Annotated in this window: 17 protein-coding genes and 2 pseudogenes; 7 read left to right on the top strand and 12 right to left on the bottom strand. The window is 61.9% G+C overall.

What is annotated here, in order from left to right; translation table 11 throughout:
• Window positions 1-192: 192 nt before the first annotated feature.
• Genes ACPZMI_RS23500 through ACPZMI_RS23485 form a run of 4 tightly spaced genes read right to left on the bottom strand, consistent with a single transcriptional unit; the run spans window position 193 to window position 2,803 of the window.
• Complete coding sequence (locus ACPZMI_RS23500) at window positions 193-1,512, bottom strand: ATP-binding protein (RefSeq protein WP_186709244.1); 1,320 nt, start codon at window positions 1,510-1,512, stop codon at window positions 193-195.
• Window positions 1,509-2,180, bottom strand: coding sequence for a response regulator transcription factor (locus ACPZMI_RS23495; RefSeq protein WP_186709246.1), 672 nt, complete (start codon window positions 2,178-2,180; stop codon window positions 1,509-1,511). The genes ACPZMI_RS23500 and ACPZMI_RS23495 overlap by 4 nt, the downstream gene beginning before the upstream one ends.
• Window positions 2,181-2,495 carry a PepSY domain-containing protein gene (locus tag ACPZMI_RS23490; RefSeq protein WP_186669530.1) on the bottom strand — a complete coding sequence of 105 codons (315 nt, stop codon included), beginning with the start codon at window positions 2,493-2,495 and terminating at the stop codon, window positions 2,181-2,183. It lies immediately after the preceding gene.
• The gene (locus ACPZMI_RS23485) at window positions 2,495-2,803 is read right to left on the bottom strand and encodes a PepSY domain-containing protein (protein ID WP_054894716.1); all 309 of its coding nucleotides are present in this window, start codon (window positions 2,801-2,803) and stop codon (window positions 2,495-2,497) included. Before ACPZMI_RS23485 ends, ACPZMI_RS23490 begins: the two co-directional genes overlap by 1 nt.
• Before the next feature lie 167 nt (window positions 2,804-2,970).
• Here ACPZMI_RS23485 and ACPZMI_RS23480 point away from each other — a divergent pair, with 167 nt between their 5' ends.
• The 4 genes and pseudogenes from ACPZMI_RS23480 to ychF all read left to right on the top strand — a co-directional run.
• Window positions 2,971-4,050, top strand: coding sequence for a patatin-like phospholipase domain-containing protein (locus tag ACPZMI_RS23480; protein ID WP_186719655.1), 1,080 nt, complete (start codon window positions 2,971-2,973; stop codon window positions 4,048-4,050).
• 353 nt (window positions 4,051-4,403) lie between these two features.
• Window positions 4,404-5,195 (top strand): annotated as a pseudogene (locus ACPZMI_RS23475) (transposase).
• 411 nt (window positions 5,196-5,606) lie between these two features.
• Window positions 5,607-5,924, top strand: coding sequence for a hypothetical protein (locus tag ACPZMI_RS23470; protein ID WP_186709259.1), 318 nt, complete (start codon window positions 5,607-5,609; stop codon window positions 5,922-5,924).
• 75 nt (window positions 5,925-5,999) lie between these two features.
• A pseudogene (ychF, locus tag ACPZMI_RS23465) lies at window positions 6,000-6,143 on the top strand (redox-regulated ATPase YchF); the annotation flags it as partial.
• Window positions 6,144-6,174: 31 nt separating this feature from the next.
• On the opposite strand, the gene ACPZMI_RS23460 reads toward ychF, so the two are convergent.
• Both ACPZMI_RS23460 and ACPZMI_RS23455 read right to left on the bottom strand, forming a co-directional pair.
• Window positions 6,175-8,277 (bottom strand): putative bifunctional diguanylate cyclase/phosphodiesterase, encoded by a 2,103-nt coding sequence (locus ACPZMI_RS23460; RefSeq protein WP_288375481.1) that lies wholly within the window; start codon window positions 8,275-8,277, stop codon window positions 6,175-6,177.
• A 111-nt stretch (window positions 8,278-8,388) separates the two neighbouring features.
• The gene (locus tag ACPZMI_RS23455; protein ID WP_426353169.1) at window positions 8,389-9,714 is read right to left on the bottom strand and encodes an HDOD domain-containing protein; all 1,326 of its coding nucleotides are present in this window, start codon (window positions 9,712-9,714) and stop codon (window positions 8,389-8,391) included.
• Between the two features lie 883 nt (window positions 9,715-10,597).
• On the opposite strand from ACPZMI_RS23455, the gene ACPZMI_RS23450 reads away from it, so the two are divergent.
• Window positions 10,598-10,810 (top strand): helix-turn-helix transcriptional regulator, encoded by a 213-nt coding sequence (locus ACPZMI_RS23450; RefSeq protein WP_426353188.1) that lies wholly within the window; start codon window positions 10,598-10,600, stop codon window positions 10,808-10,810.
• 63 nt (window positions 10,811-10,873) lie between these two features.
• Window positions 10,874-11,230 carry a 6-carboxytetrahydropterin synthase QueD gene (gene queD / locus ACPZMI_RS23445; protein WP_186669540.1) on the top strand — a complete coding sequence of 119 codons (357 nt, stop codon included), beginning with the start codon at window positions 10,874-10,876 and terminating at the stop codon, window positions 11,228-11,230.
• A 54-nt stretch (window positions 11,231-11,284) separates the two neighbouring features.
• Here queD and ACPZMI_RS23440 read toward each other — a convergent pair whose 3' ends face one another.
• Window positions 11,285-11,752 carry a DUF1289 domain-containing protein gene (locus ACPZMI_RS23440; protein ID WP_288375485.1) on the bottom strand — a complete coding sequence of 156 codons (468 nt, stop codon included), beginning with the start codon at window positions 11,750-11,752 and terminating at the stop codon, window positions 11,285-11,287.
• Window positions 11,753-12,160: 408 nt separating this feature from the next.
• On the opposite strand from ACPZMI_RS23440, the gene acnB reads away from it, so the two are divergent.
• Window positions 12,161-14,770 carry a bifunctional aconitate hydratase 2/2-methylisocitrate dehydratase gene (gene acnB, locus ACPZMI_RS23435; RefSeq protein WP_186719815.1) on the top strand — a complete coding sequence of 870 codons (2,610 nt, stop codon included), beginning with the start codon at window positions 12,161-12,163 and terminating at the stop codon, window positions 14,768-14,770.
• Between the two features lie 104 nt (window positions 14,771-14,874).
• On the opposite strand, the gene prpF is transcribed toward acnB, so the two are convergent.
• From prpF to ACPZMI_RS23410, 5 genes are all read right to left on the bottom strand, one after another.
• Entirely contained in the window at window positions 14,875-16,068 is a 1,194-nt protein-coding gene (gene prpF / locus ACPZMI_RS23430; protein ID WP_426353168.1) for a 2-methylaconitate cis-trans isomerase PrpF, read from the bottom strand.
• A 145-nt stretch (window positions 16,069-16,213) separates the two neighbouring features.
• Entirely contained in the window at window positions 16,214-18,802 is a 2,589-nt protein-coding gene (gene acnD, locus ACPZMI_RS23425) for a Fe/S-dependent 2-methylisocitrate dehydratase AcnD (RefSeq protein ID WP_288375581.1), read from the bottom strand.
• 162 nt (window positions 18,803-18,964) lie between these two features.
• Complete coding sequence (gene prpC / locus ACPZMI_RS23420; RefSeq protein ID WP_186709263.1) at window positions 18,965-20,092, bottom strand: bifunctional 2-methylcitrate synthase/citrate synthase; 1,128 nt, start codon at window positions 20,090-20,092, stop codon at window positions 18,965-18,967.
• A gap of 158 nt (window positions 20,093-20,250) precedes the next feature.
• Window positions 20,251-21,141: a methylisocitrate lyase gene (gene prpB / locus ACPZMI_RS23415; RefSeq protein WP_186669548.1), complete on the bottom strand. Its 891-nt coding sequence runs from the start codon at window positions 21,139-21,141 to the stop codon at window positions 20,251-20,253.
• Complete coding sequence (locus tag ACPZMI_RS23410; protein WP_186669550.1) at window positions 21,138-21,854, bottom strand: GntR family transcriptional regulator; 717 nt, start codon at window positions 21,852-21,854, stop codon at window positions 21,138-21,140. The genes prpB and ACPZMI_RS23410 overlap by 4 nt, the downstream gene beginning before the upstream one ends.
• Window positions 21,855-21,996: the final 142 nt, after the last annotated feature.

The raw sequence follows: 21,996 nt of genomic DNA, 5'->3' as shown, positions 1-21,996 counted from the left end.
GAGGGTCTGGGCCCTGCATTACCAAGGCAATGACAATTGGCTCCGTCCGTGGAGAGATGGAAACCGGAGGGTTCCGTGGTGGGGATTGTGCCGAGCGCACCGTTTTGGTGCCAATTCAAAAAAATGCGTCTGGACTGCAATTTTTTTGCAGGATCTGCTCCTTGATCGATCACTCAAGGGCCGCGAAGCCTGTCAGCGCCCCTTGCGTGGTAACTCGATGCTGACGCGCAGCCCGCCCAGCGGGCTCTCGAGCAAGGTGATCCGCCCCTCCCAGGCCTCGACGATATCCCGCACGATCCCCAACCCCAGGCCATGCCCGTCCACCTGCTCGTCGAGCCGCAACCCGCGCTCCAGTACCTGCTCCCGTGCCTCACCGGGAATCCCTGGCCCGTCGTCGTCGACCCATAGCCGGTAACCCTCGGCAGTTGCCTCGATACCCAGGCGCACTTCGCTGTCAGCCCATTTGCAGGCGTTGTCCAGCAGGTTGCCCAGCAGCTCCAGCAAGTCCTCGCGATCCCAGGGCAGCAGCAACCCCGGTGGTACATCACGCGCCAGCAGCAGCCCCTCGCCATGGATCATGCCAAGTGTGCAGAGCAGCCCGGGGAGCTCCGCGTCGCAGTCGAACTGCGCGCCCGGCAAGGCATCACCCGCCAGCCGCGCACGGTTCAATTCGCGGGCCAGGCGCTGCTGGATCTGCTCCAGTTGCTCGCGCAGTTGCGCCTGCACCTCGGGCAGATCGCGCAGGCGTTCGCTCGACGCCAGGCTCAGCAGCACCGCCAGCGGGGTCTTCAGGGCGTGGCCGAGGTTACCCAGTGCATTGCGTGAACGACGCAGGCTGTCTTCAGTGTGCACCAGCAGGTGGTTGACCTGATCCACCAGCGGTTGCAGTTCGCTGGGCACTTGGGCATCGAGCTGGGAGCGCTGCCCCTGTTGCAACTGGGCGATCTGCTGGCGAGCGCGCTCCAGCGGCCGCAGAGAGCGGGTCACGGTGATGCGCTGCAGGATCAGGATCAACAGCAGCGCCAGCACACCCATGCCCAGACCGATCTGCTGCAAGCGCCTGAAACCCTCGCGCACGGGCGAGTAATCCTGAGCGACGCTGATCGAGATATCCTGGCCAAGGCGCCGGTAATCACCGCGATAGGCCAACAGTTGCTGGCCTTCCGGGCCCAGCTCATGGCCATCTTCAAGCCCCGGGCGCGCGAGCTTGGGCATGTCCAGGTCCCACAGCGAGCGGGAGCGCCAGGTGCCCTGGTCGAAATCGATGCGAAAGTAATACCCTGAAAACGGCCGTTGATAGGCCGCCGAGATACGCCGCTCGTCCAGTTGCAGACCGCTGGGGCCCCGGACCAGCGCCACCAGCAGGTTCTCGCTCTCCTTGCGCAACCCGGCTTCGAGATAGCGCTGCAACCCGGCCTCGAACAACCACAGGGTCACCTGCGCCACCGCCACGCCGACCACCACCAGCACGGCCACCAGGCCGAGGCTCAGGCGTGCCTGGATCGACTTCACCCGTTGCTGCTCCCGGCGTAGACATAGCCCTGGCCACGCCGGGTCTCGATGACGCTGCGCCCCAGCTTGCGCCGCAAGTGGTTGACGTGCACCTCGAGCACGTTGGAGTCACGCTCGGTTTCCCCGTCGTAGAGGTGCTCGGCCAGGTGGCTCTTGGACAGGACCTGCTGCGGGTGCAGCATGAAATAGCGCAGCAGGCGAAACTCGGCGGCGGTCAGTTGCACATCCACCCCCTCGCGCACGACGCACTGGCGCCCTTCGTCCAGGTGCAGGCCGGCCGCCTCCAGGCGCGGCTGGTTGGCCAGGCCACGGGCACGGCGCAGCAGGGCCTGGATGCGCAGTTGCAGTTCTTCGGGGTGGAAGGGTTTGGTGAGATAGTCGTCGGCTCCGGCCTTCAGTCCTTCGATGCGTTCGGCCCAGGAACCGCGAGCGGTGAGGATGAGCACGGGGATGGCCAACGCAGCGGCACGCCATTGCGTCAGTACCTCCAACCCCGGCAGACCGGGCAGACCGAGGTCGAGGATGATCAGGTCATAGGGCTCACTCTGCCCCTGGTAGACCGCATCACGACCGTCGGTCAGCCAGTCCACGGCATAGCCCTGGCGTTGCAGGCTGGCGATCAATTCGTCGGCCAGAGGCACATTGTCCTCGACAAGCAACAGGCGCATTCAGTCGTCTTCCTCGTCCTTGATCAAAACGCCGCTACGGGCGTCGTACTTGATTTCACGCACCACACCGGCCGGGGTCAGCAGCTCGACCTCGTACTCGTAACGGCCGTGCTTCTCTTCCAGCTCGGCCTCCAGCAGGCGCGCCCCGGGGTAACGCCCCAGAGCTGCCTCGAGCAGTTGCTCAAGCGGGAGGATGATGCCCTGCTGACGCAGTTCCAGGGCTTCGTCCTGGTCCAAATCGCGGGCGGTCGCCGGCGAGCAGGCGACCCATAATGCCAGTGCCAGGCAGGGCACCGCTCGCGGCAGCGTGTTCATCAGTTGTCTCGTTCGTCCTTCAGCACTTCACCGGTCTTGGCATCCAGGGCCACGTCCCATTCGACGTTCTGCGCATCGCGCAGTTCGACCTTGTAGACGTAGCGGCCGTATTCGTCTTCAAGCTCCGAGTCGGTGACGGTCGAGCCGGGATGCTTGGCCACGGCGGCGGCCTTGAGTTCATCCAGCGACTTGATGGTCTTGGCATTGACCAGTTTGACCACTTCGTCGGGCTGCACGTCCTTGGCGAAGGCGGCAGTGGCACCGAAGGTCAGGGCGGCGGCGGTGAACAGGGCAGTCAACGTTTTCATAGTGTCTCTCCATCGAGGTGCGTATGTTGTCTACGGGGTTAAGATTAACCACCGGTCCTTAACTCAACCTGAAAACAGCTGGCGACATGATAGCGCCGTTCGCAGCCTCCGAGCGCCTGTCGAACCCCATTTGCCTATAATGCGCACCTGCCCTTCAAGAGACAGCCATGAGCGCCATCCACATCAAGTACCCCGCCCTGACCTTCAAGGCCGGCCGACGCGCCCTGGCACAGATCCGCGAGCGCGGCCTGCGGGCTGTCGATGTCGGGGTGCTGCCGGGCGCGGCCGGCGGCCCCAAGCCGCTGGGTATACAGGGCCTGGACCTGGCATTGTTCGGCCAGTTGCTGCCGTCGGCACCGCGGCAGCGCTCGCTGATCGGCGCCTCGATCGGCTCCTGGCGCTTTGCCAGCGCCTGCCTGGACGACCCCGTGGCCGGTCTGCGGCGCCTGGGCGAACTGTACACCGAGCAGGATTTCGCCAAGGGCGTGACCCCTGCGCAGATCAGCCAGAGCTGCCAGCGCATGCTCGACGATCTGCTGCAGGGCCGTGACGACCAGATCCTGGCCAATGCGCACTATCGCCTGAATATCCTGGTGGTGAAGAGCCATGGCCAGCTTGCCCATGATCACCCCGCGCGGCTGGGCATGGGCCTGTCCTCGGTGATTGCCAGCAATCTGCTCGGGCGCTCGCGGCTGGGCCGCCACTTCGAACGCATCATCCTGCATGACAGCCGTAGCGCACCCCCGCTGGACGCACTGACCGACTTTCCCTCGCGCTGCCTGCCCCTGGACCTGGGCAACCTGCGCCAGGCGCTGCTCGCGTCGGGCTCGATCCCGATGGTGATGGAGGGCGTGCGCGATATTCCCGGCGCTGGCAACGGCACCTACCGTGACGGCGGCCTGCTGGACTACCACCTCGACCTGCCCTATCGAGGCGACGACCTGGTGCTCTATCCGCACTTCACCGACAAGGTCGTGCCCGGCTGGTTCGACAAGGCCCTGCCCTGGCGTCGCGGCGATGCCACACGCCTGCACAATGTGCTGCTGATGACCCCATCGCCGCATTACCTGGCCGCCCTGCCCTATGGCAAGCTGCCGGACCGCAACGACTTCAAGCGTTTCATGGGGGATGCGCCGACACGCAAGCGCTATTGGTACAAGGCCATCGCCGAAAGCCAGCGCCTGGGCGACGAACTGCTGGAACTGGTCGCCACCGGGCGGCTGCATGAACGGTTGCAAGCCTTGTAGCAAGCATGCTGGTAGACCGCGCGCATTCTTGATTCACACAGAGTTCTGCCAGCGTGGAAATTTTCAAAGATTCCACGATGGGCTCCCGCCAAAAACCGACAAGTCACGACAGCAGTTAGGCGCCCGCATGGCGCAACTGAGCACAAAACGTGTTATGACCTGGCTGTGCGTGCTGGCATGAACACCTGGCTGCCTCGCCGGCGCCGTTCTGCTGATCCAGCTGGGTATCGCCGTCGGCACCTGGGCCGCCACCAGCCACTTCCGGCCGCTGGTCGATGCTCAGCAGGACCAGGTCACCCAGCGCACTACACCTCGCCGGGGTTGTGCGCCCCTCGCCCAGAGATGGTTCCGGCATGCCTCGTCCGATCGCGCCCTTCGCACTGCAACCCGCCGACGTTGTTACGCTTCAAGGTTGGCTGCGAATGAATACGCTGGCGCAGAGCCTTGCGCAGCGGGCTGCAGATGTTGCTTTTGCTCAATGATGGGGGACGTCCATTGCCATCTGGGGGCAGTTGCAGATCACGACACCGACCGTGTTCAGTGGCCAAAGCGCTATCTGGAGACGGGCACGGAGAGCCTGAGCGACCTGCCGCGCAGCGGCCAGCCTTTGAAGCTGGGCGCTGAGAAGGTGATTGATGTGGACGGGCTCTACCTGAGCCCTCCGGACAACGCCATGGTGCTGTGTGTTGACGAAAAAACTTAGTTCCAAGCACTGGATTCTACCCAGCCAATGCTGCAACTTCGGGCTGGGCAGGCCGAGCGACGACCCCATGATTACAAGCGCCATGGCACGGCGAGCCTGCCGAGTTGGATCTCCATGTGATCCAGGACAACGGTTCAACCCACAAAACCGCAGCGATCAGGGTCTGGCTGGAAAAACATCCACGTTTCAAGCTGCACTTCACGCCGACCAGTGCGTCCTGGCTGAACGCGGTGGAAGGCTGGTTTTCACGGCTGGAGAGACGCGCGCTGTATCGAGGTGTCTTCACCAGTGCACTGATCTGAAAGTCGCGATCCGCCAGTTCATCACTGCTCATAACGAACATTCAGCCAAGTCGTTCAAATGGACAAAAAACGCAGCGACCACCATCAGCTCGGTACATATGCCAAAGCTGAGCGTGATCAAAAATAAGCTAATGAATTAAGCGCTCAGGACGCTAGCGCGAGAGATGCGGAAACAATCTTTGCGCACATACCCTCCTCCAGAAATCGGCGAGGCTAGGGTCTGTATGAAAAGCCTTGAGACGAAGGTCAGGCAAGGCGAAAACTGCCGAGGAACGGTCGTATTCGCGCTCGACTTTACGGGTTGAAAAGAGCATTCCGACCGGGCTGGCACACCAGGCTGTTTTCAACGCAGCATCACCGAGTATCACGGTTTTCTTACTGCGCCTAGCAACTGCTTGTCCCCCCATAAACCCTGGAGCGACATCCAAAAACCTCCACATTTAAGATGCGTCTTATAGCGCCCGGCCCGCCCTCAGCCTATGACTTAACGGGCACATGTTCTCCACCCTCCACTAGCGACGATCGATTCCCTTCCTTGAAAAGGCACCTTTATGAGTGGCACGCACACTAAATCACAACATGCGTTTATCGTTAAAACACTTCACGATGCTGAGCAAGAATTAATCAAGCGCGTCATGACATCAATCCATGACGCTGAGTCAGCCGCTAATGCCAAATTCAAAGCCGAGAATATACGATTCGATCATCACTCGCCCGCCAATGCCGAATACTTGATGCTCGTTATTTTCGCATTCCTCTTTGATCGTCTTCATGGCGGCGATCGCGCCGCTGGAAAACTCATATTAAAAATGGAGGCCAATCGCCTGGGAGTAAGCACCGATCTCTCCCAGGACACGATCCAGGAGTAAAACCCCATGACCGCGACAACGTGAGGTAGCCAGGGCCGCTGCGCTGCACTCTGCGGCCGGCGCTGCCCCCCATGGCACAAGTTCCTCGCCAACATTCGCGAGAACGACGCCATCGCCCACGTAGTGCGCTGCTTCGAAGACGAGAACATGATCCACGCCTCCAACAACGTCGATCCCAAGCACGACGCTCAGGAGCCTACGCTGGCAACGCTTTACGCCGCCAAGCTCAGCGTATTCAGGACTGCCCTGATTAGCCTTTCGCCACTCCCGTCACCTGCTTCATGCGCTCGCTGGCCGGTGCCGGGCGCCCACAGAAGTACCCCTGCACATGCGAACACCCTTCGGCCACCAGCCTTTCCAGTTGCTCTGCAGACTCTACCCCCTCGGCAGTGATATTGATCATCAGGCTTCTGGCAAGCTCGGTGATCGCGCGGATGATCGACAGGGCCTCGGCACTTTCACACATATCGTTTACGAACGACTTGTCAATCTTGATCCGGTCGAAGGGGAAAGCACGCAGGTAACCCAGCGACGAGTAGCCAGTGCCAAAATCGTCGAGGGCAATCCCTACCCCAAGGTCTTTCAGCTCGCGCAGAACCCGCGCATTTTCGTCAGTCTGGCCCAGCAGTACCGACTCGGTAATTTCCAGTTCCAGCCGCTGCGGGGCCAGCCCGGAGTCCGACAGTGCCAGAGCTACAGTGCGTATAAGCCCGGCATTCTTGAATTGCACAGGGGACAAGTTAACCGAGACACTCTCCTGCCCCTCCCAGGTAACAGCCTCCTGACAGGCAAGGTTCAAGGCCCGGGCACCAAGCTCGTGGATGAGCCCGGTCTCCTCGGCTACCGGAATGAAATCCATTGGCATGATCATGCCGCGGCTCGGGTGTTCCCAGCGCATCAGCGCCTCATAGCCAGAAATTGTGTTGCTCTGCAGATCCATGATCGGTTGGTAGTGCAACTGCAACTGCCCCTGGTGCAACGCCTTACGCAGGTCGGTTTCGACCAGGCGGCGCTTGTGCGCGGCGTCATAAAGTCCAACGTTGAAGCATTCATAGCGGTTACGGCCATTTCGTTTGGCTTCGTAGAGGGCCATGTCAGCGTAACTGAGCAGCTGCTCAGCGCTACCATGATCCTCAGGCGCGCAAGCAATACCAATGCTCATGCCGACAGAGAACTGATGACCTTCGATATGGAAAGGCGGCTCGATCACTTCGATCAGACGCTGTGCCGCAGCGCGGGCTGACTCTGAGGAATCCAGTTCCGCAAGGACCACCGCAAACTCATCTCCGCCCAGCCGGGCTAGCGTGTCCGCATCGCGCAGCTCATCGCGCAAGCGCTTGCCCAAGGCTCGCAGCAGCTTGTCGCCGAAGCCATGACCAAACGAGTCGTTGATATTCTTGAAGTTATCGAGGTCCAGGCACAGTATCGCTGTGAGCCTGCCGCTCCCTGCCCCCTGAGCGAGCGCCTTCTCGAGGCGCTCGTTGAACAATGTGCGGTTGGGCAGTCCAGTGAGCGCATCATGGTGAGCCATGTGGTGTATCTGCGCGTGCGCGGCAAGCTCGTCGGTTGCATCCTCGGCAATGAAAAGGACGTAGTCTGCCTGCTTGCCCATGTTCTGACTCAGGAGCGCGCGGCTTCTCAATGTGCGCCAACCGATGGCCGTCTGTACGCGGGTCTCGGCGGCGTAGCCCTTGACCGTGCAGGCCCCCCGCGTCAATTGCTCTTCTAGAAACTCAGCCGCGCCCGGCAATGCACACTCCTGTGGCAACCGCCCCACAAGTTGCGCATTTACCCCGCTGAAAAGCCGATCTGCATGCTTGTTGGCCAACAGCACACGTCGGCTAGCGAGGTCCTGGACGATGACGCAGGCGGGGATATTAGCGATCACAGAGTCGAGAAACTGCGAGAGGTTGCCCATTTCTTGACTGTACTGCTCGGCTAACTGCTTGGCCTGCAGCACTTCCAACTCACTACGATAGCGCTCGGAGATATCCCGGGTGATCTTCGCAAACCCCACCAGTACCCCATCATCGTCCCGTACTGCTTCGATCACGACATGTGCGCGCAGAAAGCTGCCATCTTTGCGTAAACGCCAGCAATTATCCTCGAATCTGCCAAAAAGACGGGCATGTTCAAGATTGGCTGCCGGCACGCCATCAGTGCGATCCGCCTCGGTGAAGAACATCGAATAATGCTTTCCGACCACCTCACTGGCTTCATAACCCTTTGCACGCTGCGCGCCGGGGTTCCAGTTAGCGACCACTCCGTTGGGCAAGAGCAAATAGATCGCGTAGTCCACCACACTTTGCACCAGCAGCCGATACATCACATCAGAACTAGCATCCAGCAACATACAGTACCCCCAGCACAGCGAGAACATTTCCAAAAGCTGGCTTCATGATGGTGTGTGAAAAGGCTTTTAGAGGGCGCTCGCGCGCCCTCCCTGTGACCATCCATGACGAAGTCACGCCGTTCTGGCTTGTCGAACACGACTGTCCGCCCACGGCCCGCACATCGCTGCCGCCGGATGACCGGCTGGGCTTTCTTTGCGCGCGACGCCTGTGCGCTTCTGGATGGGTACTGCTGAAGGTTCTCGCAGCATGTCGAGCGTCGGCAGATCCACTTTGAGCAGGCGCGCAGCGGTACTGCCGGCGATCGTCGCGTTGCTCTGGGTGGGTGAAGCGTATGCGAGTTGGCCCGCCAGGTTCATCACCAGACAGTCGCGAGCGTATACGCCCCCCCACAAATGATAAATTGCAGCAACCAGCCCCCGCAGTCGAAAAGGCAGGCGCCAGCGAGCGCGCAAGGCCGAGCCGAATGGCGCGCCATAACGGTTTAGCGACACCTGCACCATGTCGTCGTCCAGTTCGCCACCCAGTGTGCGCCATTGCTGCAAGCTTCGAATCACCGCAAGATCACCCAAGCAATGCAGCAGACCTGCGTAATAGCAACGCGCTTGGTCTACGTTCAACATGCCCGCCAGGGTGTGGGCGAGCTCGGCAACCTGCAGCGACAGGTTCAGAAAATGCTCAGCGTGCCGCGCCAACAGCGGATCGCTCAGGCGCGCGCTACGTTTCAGTTCCAGCCCCATGATCAGGCTCAGACTCTGGGCACTGCCCAGTCTGTTCAATGCCTGCGGCAAGGTCTGCACAGAGCCATCACAGTGTGCTTCCGCACTGTTGGCGGCGGCGATGAGCACTGCGGTTAGCTGCGGGTCCTGGCACAACTGCTGCTCGAGCCTGCCCAAGTCCAGCTCCTGGGCATCTGACGTATTGAGCACGAGCCTACTCACATCGGCAAACAGCGGACCACCATCGGTACTTGCGCGGCGCTGGTCCAGAAAGGCCGATAGGCTGACGCCGGGCTGCACCGCAGGTGTCGAGCAGCCAATCTGCCGGCCGACTTCAAGCAAAAGCCCCTCGAGGCGTATGCGCAAGCTGTCCAGGTTAAGGGGTTTACCCAGGTAAGCGGTGGGACTGTACGGCAGCGCTTCGCGCACGCTGGCAACATCAACATGCTCGCTCATGAGAATGAACGGCAACTGCGGTTTGTCACTATTACCGCGCACATTCCGCAGCAGATCCAGGCCGCTGATACCCGCCAGCTCTCGCCCTGCGATGATCACATCTGGATCCGTCGAAAATGCCGCAAGGGCTTGAGCGCCATCCTCACAAATCTCCAGATGAGCATCGCCGCGAATGCTAAGCAGCATTTGCCGCAGCATATCTCGCACCGAAGGATCGCCTTCTGCGATAAGAATTCGTGGAGCGAGGTCATCTTTAGCGTTCATTGGTAACTCTCAAGTGTCCGAGCACGTCATCCATTAGTTCAAGACATCCATCAGAAAGTCGCGATGCCTGTTGTCCTGAGTGGAAACCTGCCCTGCACCGAGGGAAGCAGGACCATGCTTGTGCGGGGTAAGCGGCAAGGAAAGCGTGACTGACGCTTTACCTGGCTGGAGGCCTGAAAATGAGGAGCGCGCGGCAAAACTGAATGGCTAGTGGATAGCCTAAGCAAGATGGCCCTTAGGCAACATAAGAAGGATCTTAAACTCCAAAAAAACGAGAATTCCACGAGATAGCGCTGTCAATCACGCGAAGAAACGTTTAAGCATCGTAAGACAGCAGCTTTGCGCACCGGTTCTGCGACGGCGTCCAGATCATGCTTTGAGCCAAGAGCAGCAGCTGAAGAGCGTCGCGGGCTGCGCGACAAATGTGCCTGGATGCCAGGCATGAATCTGAACAGTATGGGTTTAAAGCTTCACGATGCAGGCTACCGCAAGCAGGTGGCGCCAAGATCCTGCCCCTGATGTACATGGTCTACCTGATCTGTTAGGCACCTAGGTGAGCCGATTCATTGCCGTGATGCACGGATGGCACGTTGAGAGTAAAGGCTTCGATGCCCCTGAGCTAACCGCCAGCGCTGCCCAGGGCGCGATGACGAAGCATGTCTGCTTGCATGTCTGATATTCAGACCACGACCGAACCGGTGGTCAGGCAGCGCTACGCCTGCTGCGGATGCCGTGGGCATATCGCCCCTGCGCAGCGCTACCAACTGGCGGCTGGCGGGTCGAAGCTGAGTACCAGGCATATGGAAAAGCCAAAAAGGCCCGGCTCATGGCTCGCACCGAAGAAGCTAGGTCCGGCACCATTTTTTGGCCTGAGGAGGCTCAAATGGCACACACAGAAGGAATTGACCGCCTGCTTCGCCTGCCGGACGTACTCCGGATCACTGGCATGGGTCGCAACACGGTCTACACGCGAATAAAGGAAGGAACCTTCCCAAAACAGGTTAAGATAGGGCCGAAATCCGTTGCTTGGCGCCAGTCTGAAATCAACGAATGGATGGCCTCGCTGAACCCCAGCAGCGACCAATCAGTACATTGATCAGTACACCCAGACGCAAGACCAAGCTCAAGCCCTTACCCCACAAGCTTTACAGGTCCACTAGTGGAAATTTTCAAAGAGTTCACCTTCGAGTCCGCTCACCGCCTGCCCAACGTCCCCGAAGGACACAAATGCGGTCGCCTGCACGGCCATTCGTTCAAGGTCGCCCTGCACCTGACTGGCCCGCTCGACCCGCACACCGGCTGGATCCGTGACTTCGCCGAGGTCAAGGCGATCTTCAAGCCGATCTACGAGCGGCTCGACCACAACTACCTGAACGACATTCCCGGCCTGGAAAACCCCACCAGCGAAGTCATCGCCAAGTGGATCTGGGAACAGGTCAAGCCGCTGCTGCCGGAGCTGTCGAAAGTGCGTATCCACGAGACCTGCACCAGCGGTTGCGAATACACCGGCGACTGAACCTGCCAGCGTCTGCACGTGCGAGAGCAGCCTTGTGCTGCTCCCGCACAGGTGCTAACCGATGGCATCGCGTAGAAAGTTCGGGGCGATGTAGCGCTGGTAGTGCGCCTCCGACAACAGGAAGAACTCCCGGTCGATGGCATCGCGCAACTGCGGCAGCTCCCAATCGCGGAACTCCGGCAGCAGGGCCATGCCGTAGGCTTCCAGGTCACGGATCATACGGGCACCGCGGGCGATCAACTGGTAGGCCCAGCAGTATTCGGACTGGTGTGCAAGAAAGCGGATCGAGCGCTGTTCGAGCTGCTCGCGCAAACGGTCTTTGTCGAACACTTCAAGCTTGGCCATCATCACCTGCACCAGCAACTGCTCCAGGCGCAGCCAGACTGCACGCTTCTGCTCCTCGTCATAACCGTTCCAATTGATCACTTCATGGTGAAAGCGCTTGCAGCCACGGCAGACGGTGTCTCCGTAGACAGTTGAGCAAAGGCCGACGCAAGGGGTCTTGATGGACTGATTGGACATGGAAAAACAACGGCTTGGCGGTGGAACACGGCTTCATGTTAGCCCTTTGTCTAACCGGGGTCACTCGTTAAAGTCATCGTCGGCAACTTACCTTCCGTGCTTTTTTGCCGTAGAATCACCCCGCCTTTTCAAGGCAACAATGTCCGTTGGAAGCTGTTTTCAAAGCGTCACGAGCACAGTTCATCCGGTAGAACGGTGTTGGCCCAGGTCATGCCCCCTCGCATGACCCGCGCCAACCCCTCATCAACGCTCCGTTCTACAGGCGTAAAACTTTGAAAGCAGCTTCTGTAAGGATTCTCTGCGACCCTGGCTGGACGGCTCAAAAAGCCGTGATCCGCGCATGGGTGCAGGGAATGCTGGATGAGCGTCCCGGACTCCCTTTAGGGACCACTGATGAGGGTAATAACTGTGCTTGAAGCCTACCGCAAACACATCGAAGAGCGTGCCGCCCTGGGTATCGTGCCCCAGCCGCTGAACGCCGAACAAACTGCAGGCCTGGTCGAGCTGCTGAAAAACCCGCCGGCCGGCGAAGAAGCCTTCCTCGTAGACCTGATCACCAACCGCGTTCCGCCAGGAGTAGACGAAGCTGCCTACGTCAAGGCCGCGTTCCTCTCCGCTGTCGCCAAGGGCGAAGCCAAGTCGCCACTGATCGACCGCAAGCACGCCGTTGAACTGCTGGGCACCATGCAGGGCGGCTACAACATCGAGACGCTGGTCGCGCTGCTGGACGACGCCGAACTGGGCGCCGTCGCGGGCGAACAGCTCAAGCACACCCTGCTGATGTTCGATGCCTTCCACGACGTGGCCGAAAAAGCCAAGGCCGGCAACGTACACGCCAAGGCCGTCCTGGAGTCCTGGGCTGCCGGCGAGTGGTTCACCTCGCGCCCAGCCATCGCCGACAAGTACACCCTGACCGTATTCAAGGTGCCAGGCGAAACCAACACCGATGACCTGTCCCCTGCCCCGGACGCCTGGTCGCGCCCTGACATCCCACTGCACGCCCTGGCCATGCTGAAGATGGCCCGCGACGGCATCGAGCCTTCGCAGCCAGGTTCGGTCGGCCCACTGGCCCAGATCGAAGCGGTCAAGGCCAAGGGCTTCCCGGTTGCCTACGTCGGTGACGTGGTCGGCACCGGCTCCTCGCGTAAATCCGCCACCAACTCGGTGCTGTGGTTCTTCGGCGACGACATCCCGTACGTGCCGAACAAGCGCGCCGGTGGTTTCTGCTTCGGCACCAAGATCGCCCCGATCTTCTACAACACCATGGAAGACGCCGGCGCCCTGCCGATCGAATTCGACTGCACCAACCTGGCCATGGGCGATGTCATCGACGTCTACCCGTTCAAAGGTGAAGTCAAGCGTCACGACAGCGGCGAGCTGGTCACCACCTTCGAACTGAAAACCGAAGTGCTGCTGGACGAAGTCCGCGCTGGCGGCCGTATCCCACTGATCGTCGGCCGTGGCCTGACCGAAAAAGCCCGTGCCGAACTGGGCCTGGGTGCTTCGGACCTGTTCAAGAAGCCAGAACAGCCTGCCGACACCGGCAAGGGCTTCACCCTGGCACAGAAGATGGTCGGTCGCGCTTGCGGCCTGCCGGAAGGCCAAGGCGTACGCCCGGGTGCCTACTGCGAACCGAAGATGACCACCGTCGGTTCCCAGGACACCACCGGCCCGATGACCCGTGACGAGCTGAAGGACCTGGCATGCCTGGGCTTCTCCGCCGACCTGGTCATGCAGTCGTTCTGCCACACCGCGGCCTACCCGAAACCGATCGACGTCAACACCCACCACACCCTGCCGGATTTCATCCGCACCCGTGGCGGCGTGTCCCTGCGTCCAGGCGACGGCATCATCCACAGCTGGCTGAACCGCATGCTGCTGCCTGACACCGTCGGCACCGGTGGCGACTCGCACACCCGCTTCCCGATCGGCATCTCGTTCCCGGCCGGTTCCGGCCTGGTCGCCTTCGCCGCTGCCACCGGCGTCATGCCGCTGGACATGCCGGAGTCGGTACTGGTGCGCTTCAAGGGCAAGCTGCAACCGGGCATCACCCTGCGTGACCTGGTCCACGCCATCCCTTACTACGCCATCCAGAAGGGCCTGCTGACCGTCGAGAAGAAAGGCAAGAAGAACGCCTTCTCCGGCCGCATCCTGGAAATCGAAGGCCTGGACGAGCTGACCGTCGAGCAGGCGTTCGAGCTGTCCGACGCCTCGGCCGAGCGTTCGGCTGCCGGTTGCACCATCAAGCTGCCGGAAAAGGCCATCGCCGAGTACCTGCAGTCGAACATCACCCTGCTGCGCTGGATGATCAGCGAAGGCTACGGCGACGCTCGCACCATGGAGCGCCGTGCACAAGCGATGGAAGCCTGGCTGGCCAACCCTGAGCTGCTGTCGGCCGACGCCGATGCCGAATACGCCGAGATCATCGAAATCGACCTGGCCGACGTCAAGGAGCCTGTGCTCTGCGCGCCGAACGACCCGGACGACGCCCGCCTGCTGTCGCAGGTACAAGGCGAGAAGATCGACGAAGTGTTCATCGGTTCGTGCATGACCAACATCGGTCACTTCCGCGCTGCCGGCAAGCTGCTGGACAAGGTCAAGGGCGGTATCCCGACCCGTCTGTGGCTGGCGCCGCCAACCAAGATGGACGCCCACCAGCTGACCGAGGAAGGCTACTACGGCATCTACGGCAAGGCTGGCGCGCGCATGGAAATGCCAGGCTGCTCGCTGTGCATGGGTAACCAGGCACGTGTGCAGACCGGTTCGACCGTGGTCTCCACCTCGACCCGTAACTTCCCGAACCGTCTGGGCGATGCCACCAACGTCTACCTGGCGTCGGCGGAGCTGGCTGCAGTCGCATCGATCCTCGGCAAGCTGCCGACCGTCGAAGAGTACCTGCAGTACGCCAAGGATATCGACAGCATGGCTGCCGACGTCTACCGCTACCTGAGCTTCGACCAGATCGCCGAGTTCCGTGAAGCGGCGGCCAACGCCAAGATCCCGGTGGTTCAGGCGTAAGCCGAGCAGTCGGTTGTAAATGAAAAGCCCCGGTAGAAATACCGGGGCTTTTTCGTGGCTGGGCGATTGTGGAGTGAGTGGAGGCCCTATCGCCAAACCCAGGGTTAGAAGGCGTCGCCAGGCACCCTCACCCACCCTTCCATCAACACCCGCGCACTGCGGCTCATGATGGCCTTGGTCACCGTCCACTGTCCGTCTATCTGCTGCGCCTCGGCGCCCACCCGCAGGGTGCCGGACGGGTGACCGAAACGCACCGCACTGCGTTCGCCGCCACCTGCAGCAAGATTGACCAACGTACCCGGAATCGCTGCAGCCGTGCCGATAGCCACCGCCGCCGTCCCCATCATGGCGTGATGCAGCTTGCCCATCGACAGCGCCCGCACCACCAGGTCGATATCGCCAGCCGCCACGGCCTTGCCGCTGGAAGCGGTGTAAGACGTAGCGGGCGCGACGAAAGCGACCTTTGGCGTGTGCTGGCGGCCAGCGGCCTGATCGATGTGCTCGATCAGCCCCATGCGCACCGCACCATGGGCGCGAATGGTCTCGAAACGCGCCAGCGCGGCAGCATCGCCATTGATCGCATCCTGAAGCTCGGTACCGGTGTAACCGATGTCGGCGGCATTGACGAAGATGGTCGGGATGCCGGCATTGATCAGCGTCGCCTTGAACGTGCCGACACCCGGCACCTCGAGGTCGTCAACCAGGTTGCCGGTAGGGAACATCGCCCCACCGCCCTCGCCGTCTTCATCGGCTGCAGGGTCGAGGAACTCCAGTTGCACTTCCGCTGCCGGGAAGGTCACGCCATCGAGCTCGAAGTCGCCGGTTTCCTGCACCTCACCCTCGGTGATCGGCACGTGGGCAACGATGGTCTTGCCGATATTGGCCTGCCAGATGCGCACGGTCGCCATGCCGTTACGCGGAATGCGTGCCGGATCTACCAGGCCACTGGCGATGGCGAACGAACCGACGGCCGCCGACAGGTTGCCGCAGTTGCCGCTCCAGTCGACGAAGGCCTTGTCGATGGCGACCTGGCCGAACAGATAGTCGACATCGTGATCGGCCTTGATGCTTGGCGAAAGAATCACGGTCTTGCTGGTGCTGGAAGTCGCACCGCCCATGCCGTCGATCTGCTTGCCATAGGGGTCGGGGCTGCCGATCACCCGCAACAGCAGGGCATCGCGCGCAGGGCCTGGCACCTGGGCACGCTCGGGGAGGTCTTGCAGGCGGAAGAACACGCCCTTGCTGGTGCCACCACGGATGTAGGTGGCGGGGATTTTCACTTGCGCTACAGATGCCATGAGCACTCATCCTTCAAGGCCCCACACGCCCCCTGTGGGAGCGGGCTTGCCCCGCGATGGCGTCAGAACAGACAGCGATATTGCTCCTGCTGACGCAATCGCGGGACAAGCCCGCTCCTACAGGGTGAAGGCGGGGTTCAGGTCATTAGGCCGTCGCTTCGAGGAAGTCCTGGGCAAAGCGCTGCAGCACCCCGCCCGCCTCGTAGATCGACACTTCTTCAGCGGTGTCCAGACGGCAGGTCACCGGCACTTCGACACGCTCGCCATCGCGGCGGGTCACCACCAGCGTCAGGGTTGCGCGCGGCGTGCGCGCACCGACCACATCGTAGGTCTCGCTGCCGTCCAGGCCCAGGGTCACGCGCGTGGTGCCCGGCTGAAACTCCAGCGGCAACACGCCCATGCCGATCAGGTTGGTGCGGTGGATGCGCTCGAAGCCTTCGGCGACGATCGCCTCGACGCCCGCCAAACGCACGCCCTTGGCCGCCCAGTCCCGCGACGAGCCCTGCCCGTAGTCGGCACCGGCGACGATGATCAGCGGCTGCTTACGCGCCATGTAGGTCTCGATCGCTTCCCACATGCGCGTCACCTTGCCTTCGGGCTCGATGCGCGCCAGCGACCCCTGCTTCACGCTGCCGTCTTCCTTGCGCACCATTTCGTTGAACAGCTTGGGGTTGGCGAAGGTCGCCCGCTGCGCGGTGAGGTGGTCGCCGCGGTGGGTGGCGTAGGAGTTGAAGTCCTCCTCCGGCAGGCCCATCTTCGCCAGGTACTCGCCAGCAGCGCTGTCGAGCATGATGGCGTTCGACGGCGACAGGTGGTCGGTGGTGATGTTGTCCGGCAATACCGCCAGCGGACGCATGCCGCGCAGGGTGCGCTCACCGGCCAGAGCGCCTTCCCAGTAAGGGGGGCGACGGATGTAGGTGCTCATCGGGCGCCATTCGTACAGCGGCGCAACCTTCGGCCCCTTGTCTTCCTCGATGGTGAACATCGGGATATACACCTGGCGGAACTGCTCGGGCTTGACCGAGGCACGCACCACTGCGTCGATCTCTTCGTCGCTTGGCCAGATATCCTTCAGGCGGATCTCCTTGCCGTCGACCACACCGAGCACATCCTTCTCGATATCGAAGCGGATGGTGCCGGCGATGGCGTAGGCCACCACCAGCGGCGGCGACGCCAGGAACGCCTGCTTGGCGTAGGGATGAATGCGCCCGTCGAAGTTACGGTTGCCCGAGAGCACTGCAGTGGCATAGAGATCACGGTCGATGATCTCCTGCTGGATCACCGGGTCCAGTGCGCCAGACATACCGTTGCAGGTGGTGCAGGCGAAGGCAACGATACCGAAGCCCAACTGCTCGAGCTCCTGTTCCAGGCCCGCCTCTTTCAGATACAGCTGCACAGCCTTCGAGCCCGGCGCCAGCGACGACTTGACCCAGGGCTTGCGCACCAGGCCGAGCCGGTTGGCGTTGCGCGCCAGCAGGCCGGCGGCGATGACGTTGCGCGGGTTGCTGGTGTTGGTGCAACTGGTGATGGCGGCGATGATCACTGCACCGTCAGGCATCTGTCCTGGCACTTCTTCCCAAGCCCCTGCAATGCCCTTTGCCGCCAGATCGCTGGTGGCCACGCGGGCGTGGGGGTTGGACGGGCCGGCCATGTTGCGCACTACACTCGACAGGTCGAAGGTCAGCGTGCGCTCGTACTCGGCCTTGGCCAGGCTGTCGGCCCAGAGGCCTGCGACCTTGGCGTAGGTCTCGACCAGTTGCACCTGCTGGTCGTCACGACCGGTCAGGCGCAGGTAGTCGATGGTCTGCTGGTCGATGGCGAACATCGCCGCGGTGGCGCCGTATTCAGGTGCCATGTTGGAAATGGTGGCGCGGTCGCCCAGGGTCAGCGCCCGGGCACCCTCGCCATGGAATTCGAGGTAGGCGCCAACCACTTTCTGCTTGCGCAGGAACTCGGTCAGGGCCAACACCAGGTCGGTGGCGGTGATGTTCGGTGCCAGTCGGCCGGTCAGCTCGACGCCAACGATTTCCGGCAGGCGCATCCACGAGGCGCGACCCAGCATGACGTTCTCGGCCTCAAGGCCACCCACGCCGATGGCGATCACGCCCAGGGCGTCCACATGCGGTGTGTGGCTGTCGGTGCCGACGCAGGTGTCCGGGTAGGCCACGCCGCGATCGCTGTGGATCACCGGCGACATCTTCTCCAGGTTGATCTGGTGCATGATGCCGTTGCCCGGCTGGATCACATCAACGTTCTTGAACGCCTGCTTGGTCCAGTTGATGAAGTGGAAACGGTCTTCATTGCGTCGGTCTTCGATGGCGCGGTTCTTCTCGAATGCCTGCGGATCGAAGCCGCCGCACTCCACGGCCAGCGAGTGGTCGACGATCAATTGCACCGGCACCACCGGATTGACCTGGGCCGGATCGCCGCCCTTGTCGGCGATGGCATCGCGCAGGCCAGCCAGGTCGACCAGGGCGGTCTGGCCGAGAATGTCGTGACACACCACGCGCGCCGGGAACCAAGGGAAGTCGAGGTCGCGCTTGCGTTCGATCAATTGCCCGAGCGAGGCATCGAGGGTAGCCGGGTCGCAGCGGCGCACAAGGTTTTCGGCGAGCACGCGGGAAGTATAGGGAAGCCCGTCGTAGGCGCCGGGCTTGATCGCCTCGACCGCCGCGCGGGTGTCGAAATAGTCCAGGGTGGTGCCTGGCAGGTTCTTGCGGTATGCGGTGTTCATCATGGAATCAGGCTCGTTCACAGGATTCGGAAGGTTTCACCGCCCCTGTGGGAGCGGGCTTGCCCGCGAATGCGTCAGCAGGTGCGAAGCGGTTGCCCGAACGGACGCATTCGCGGGCAAGCCCGCACCCACAGGGGAAACGGGTTGCCTCTCTATATCTATTCAGCGCTTGTCGATCGGCACGAACTGGCGCTGCTCGACGCCGGTGTACTCGGCGCTCGGGCGGATGATGCGGTTGTTGGCACGCTGTTCGAACACGTGCGCCGCCCAGCCGGTCAGGCGCGAGCAGACGAAGATCGGGGTGAACAGCTTGGTCGGGATGCCCATGAAGTGATACGCCGAGGCATGGTAGAAATCGGCGTTGGGGAACAAGCGCTTCTGCTCCCACATGGTCTTGTCGATGGCCTCGGACACCGGGTACAGCACCTTGTCGCCCACTTCGTCGGCCAACTGCTTCGACCAACCCTTGATCACCTCGTTGCGCGGGTCGGACTCTTTGTAGATGGCGTGGCCGAAGCCCATGATCTTGTCCTTGCGCTCAAGCATGCGCAGCAGTTCGGCAGCGGCCTCCTGCGGGCTCTGGAAGCGCTCGATCAGCTCCATCGCCGCCTCGTTGGCGCCGCCGTGCAGCGGGCCGCGCAGCGAGCCGATGGCTGCCGTGACGCAGGAGTACAGGTCCGACAGGGTCGAGGCACAGACCCGTGCGGTGAAGGTCGAGGCGTTGAATTCGTGCTCGGCGTAGAGGATCAGCGAGACGTTCATCACCTTCACGTGCAGGTCGCTGGGCTTCTTGCCGTGCAGCAGGTGCAGGAAGTGGCCACCGAGGGTGTCCTCGTCACTGCTGCAGTCGATGCGCACACCGTGGTGGGTGAAGCGGTACCAGTAGCACATCACCGCCGGGAACAGCGCCAGCAGGCGATCGGTCTTGTCGCGCTGGGCGTCGAAGGTCAGCTCCGGCTCCAGGGTACCGAGCACCGAGCAACCGGTGCGCATCACATCCATTGGATGGGCGTCGCGCGGAATACGCTCGAGCACTTCCTTGAGCGCTTGCGGCAGGTCGCGCAGGCCCTTGAGCTTGTGCTTGTAGTCGGCCAGCTCGGACTTGCTCGGCAGTTCACCATAGAGCAGCAGGTAGGCGACTTCCTCGAACTCGGCGCCAGCGGCCAGGTCGCGCACATCGTAGCCACGATAGGTCAGGCCGGCACCGGCCTGGCCGACGGTCGACAGCGCGGTCTGCCCGGCCACCTGGCCACGCAGGCCGGCACCACTGAGTACTTTTGCTTCGGCCATGGTGTTTCTCCTTTCTTGAATTTGTTATGAAGTCGTTCTGGCTAATCTGCAGCGATCGCATCGGCCCTATCGCGGGACAAGCCCGCTCCTACAGAGGACTGCGTGATCCTTGTGGGAGCGGGCTTGCCCCGCGATGGGGCCGACACCGCCGGCATGGCTTACCCTTTCTTCTGCGCAAACAGCGCATCGAGGCTCTGCTCGAACGCGTGATAACCAATGGCATCGTAGAGCTCCATGCGAGTCTGCATGGTGTCGATCACATTCTTTTGAGTACCGTCGCGGCGCAGGGCGGCGTAGACGTTCTCGGCAGCCTTGTTCATGGCGCGGAACGCCGACAGTGGATACAGCACCAGCGATACATCGACCGACGCCAGCTCGTCGGTGGTGTACAGCGGCGTGGCACCGAACTCGGTGATATTGGCCAGGATCGGCGCCTTCACCCGGTCGGCGAAGGTCTTGTACATCTGCAGCTCGGTGATGGCTTCGGGGAAGATCATGTCGGCGCCGGCCTCGACGCACGCCTGGGCACGGTCCAATGCCGCATTCAAGCCTTCCACCGCCAGGGCGTCGGTACGCGCCATGATCACGAAGCTGTCGTCAGTACGCGCATCCACTGCCGCCTTGATACGGTCGACCATCTCCTGCTGCGAGACGATCTCTTTGTTCGGCCGATGACCACAGCGCTTGGCACCGACCTGATCCTCGATGTGAATGGCCGCAGCGCCGAACTTGCTCATCGAGCGCACCGTGCGGGCGACGTTGAACGCCGAGGCACCAAAGCCGGTGTCGACATCCACCAGCAGCGGCAGATCGCACACATCGGTGATCCGGCGGACATCGGTCAGCACGTCGTCCAGCCCACTGATGCCCAGGTCCGGCAGGCCCAGGGAGCCGGCAGCGACACCGCCACCGGACAGGTAGATGGCCTTGAACCCGGCGCGCTTGGCCAGCAGCGCATGGTTGGCGTTGATGGCTCCGACTACCTGCAGCGGATGCTCGGCGGCTACGGCGTCGCGAAAACGCTGACCGGGGGTGCTCTTCACAGTCATGACTCACCTCGTGGGCTATTGTTGTGGGCGTCCTGGTAGTGACGCTCGATATTGCGCTTGGACGCACCGATATGGCGGCGCATCAGGAGTTCGGCCAGCTCGCCGTCACGGTCGGCGATGGCATCGAGTATGCGGTGGTGTTCGGCGAAGGCCTGGCGCGGACGGTTGGGGGTGGCCGAGAACTGGATGCGATACATGCGCACCAACTGGTACAGCTCGCCGCAGAGCATCTTGACCAGGGTCTGGTTGCCGCTGCCCTGGATGATTCGATAGTGGAAGTCGAAATCGCCTTCCTGCTGGTAGTAGCCAAGCCCAGCCTGGAATGCCGCATCGCGCTCGTGGGTGTCGAGCACCTGGCGCAGTTCGTCGATCTGGGCCACTGTCATGCGCTCAGCGGCCAGCCTGCAGGCCATGCCTTCGAGCGATTCGCGGATTTCGTACAGCTCTATCAGCTCGGCATGGTTGAGCGATACCACCCGCGCACCGACATGCGGCACACGCACCAGCAGGCGCTGACCCTCGAGGCGATGAATGGCCTCGCGCAGCGGGCCGCGGCTGATACCGTAGGTGCGGGCCAGCTCCGGCTCGGAAATCTTGCTGCCCGGGGCGATATCCCCCTTCACGATGGCCGCCTGGATGCGCCGAAAGACATTCTCTGAAAGCGTTTCGGACTCATCTGCAACCGGTGCGAGGGCCTGAGGGGCTTCAAGCATGATTGTCGACACCTTGCAAATTGATAGCGCCAAAACTAGCCAAATGAAGGCGCATAGTCAAAGACAAAAACAACATTGTCGACAATTGTCTAATAACGAACTTACCCCGCACTGTCGCGGTCTCATCGCAGCGCGCTGGCGT

Source organism: Pseudomonas wayambapalatensis (assembly GCF_049942315.1).
Taxonomy (GTDB): domain Bacteria; phylum Pseudomonadota; class Gammaproteobacteria; order Pseudomonadales; family Pseudomonadaceae; genus Aquipseudomonas; species Aquipseudomonas wayambapalatensis.
The sequence above is the reverse complement of the archived record's forward strand: the minus strand, read 5'-3'. Positions and strand labels throughout refer to the sequence as shown.

Coding starts and splice junctions, on each gene's coding strand:
- ACPZMI_RS23495 (WP_186709246.1), bottom strand. CDS start 2,180: ATGCGCCTGTTGCTTGTCGAGGACAATGTGCCTCTGGCCGACGAATTG.
- ACPZMI_RS23490 (WP_186669530.1), bottom strand. CDS start 2,495: ATGAACACGCTGCCGCGAGCGGTGCCCTGCCTGGCACTGGCATTATGG.
- ACPZMI_RS23485 (WP_054894716.1), bottom strand. CDS start 2,803: ATGAAAACGTTGACTGCCCTGTTCACCGCCGCCGCCCTGACCTTCGGT.
- ACPZMI_RS23480 (WP_186719655.1), top strand. CDS start 2,971: ATGAGCGCCATCCACATCAAGTACCCCGCCCTGACCTTCAAGGCCGGC.
- ACPZMI_RS23470 (WP_186709259.1), top strand. CDS start 5,607: ATGAGTGGCACGCACACTAAATCACAACATGCGTTTATCGTTAAAACA.
- ACPZMI_RS23460 (WP_288375481.1), bottom strand. CDS start 8,277: ATGTTGCTGGATGCTAGTTCTGATGTGATGTATCGGCTGCTGGTGCAA.
- ACPZMI_RS23455 (WP_426353169.1), bottom strand. CDS start 9,714: ATGAACGCTAAAGATGACCTCGCTCCACGAATTCTTATCGCAGAAGGC.
- ACPZMI_RS23450 (WP_426353188.1), top strand. CDS start 10,598: ATGGCACACACAGAAGGAATTGACCGCCTGCTTCGCCTGCCGGACGTA.
- ACPZMI_RS23440 (WP_288375485.1), bottom strand. CDS start 11,752: ATGTCCAATCAGTCCATCAAGACCCCTTGCGTCGGCCTTTGCTCAACT.
- prpF (WP_426353168.1), bottom strand. CDS start 16,068: ATGGCATCTGTAGCGCAAGTGAAAATCCCCGCCACCTACATCCGTGGT.
- acnD (WP_288375581.1), bottom strand. CDS start 18,802: ATGAACACCGCATACCGCAAGAACCTGCCAGGCACCACCCTGGACTAT.
- prpC (WP_186709263.1), bottom strand. CDS start 20,092: ATGGCCGAAGCAAAAGTACTCAGTGGTGCCGGCCTGCGTGGCCAGGTG.
- prpB (WP_186669548.1), bottom strand. CDS start 21,141: ATGACTGTGAAGAGCACCCCCGGTCAGCGTTTTCGCGACGCCGTAGCC.
- ACPZMI_RS23410 (WP_186669550.1), bottom strand. CDS start 21,854: ATGCTTGAAGCCCCTCAGGCCCTCGCACCGGTTGCAGATGAGTCCGAA.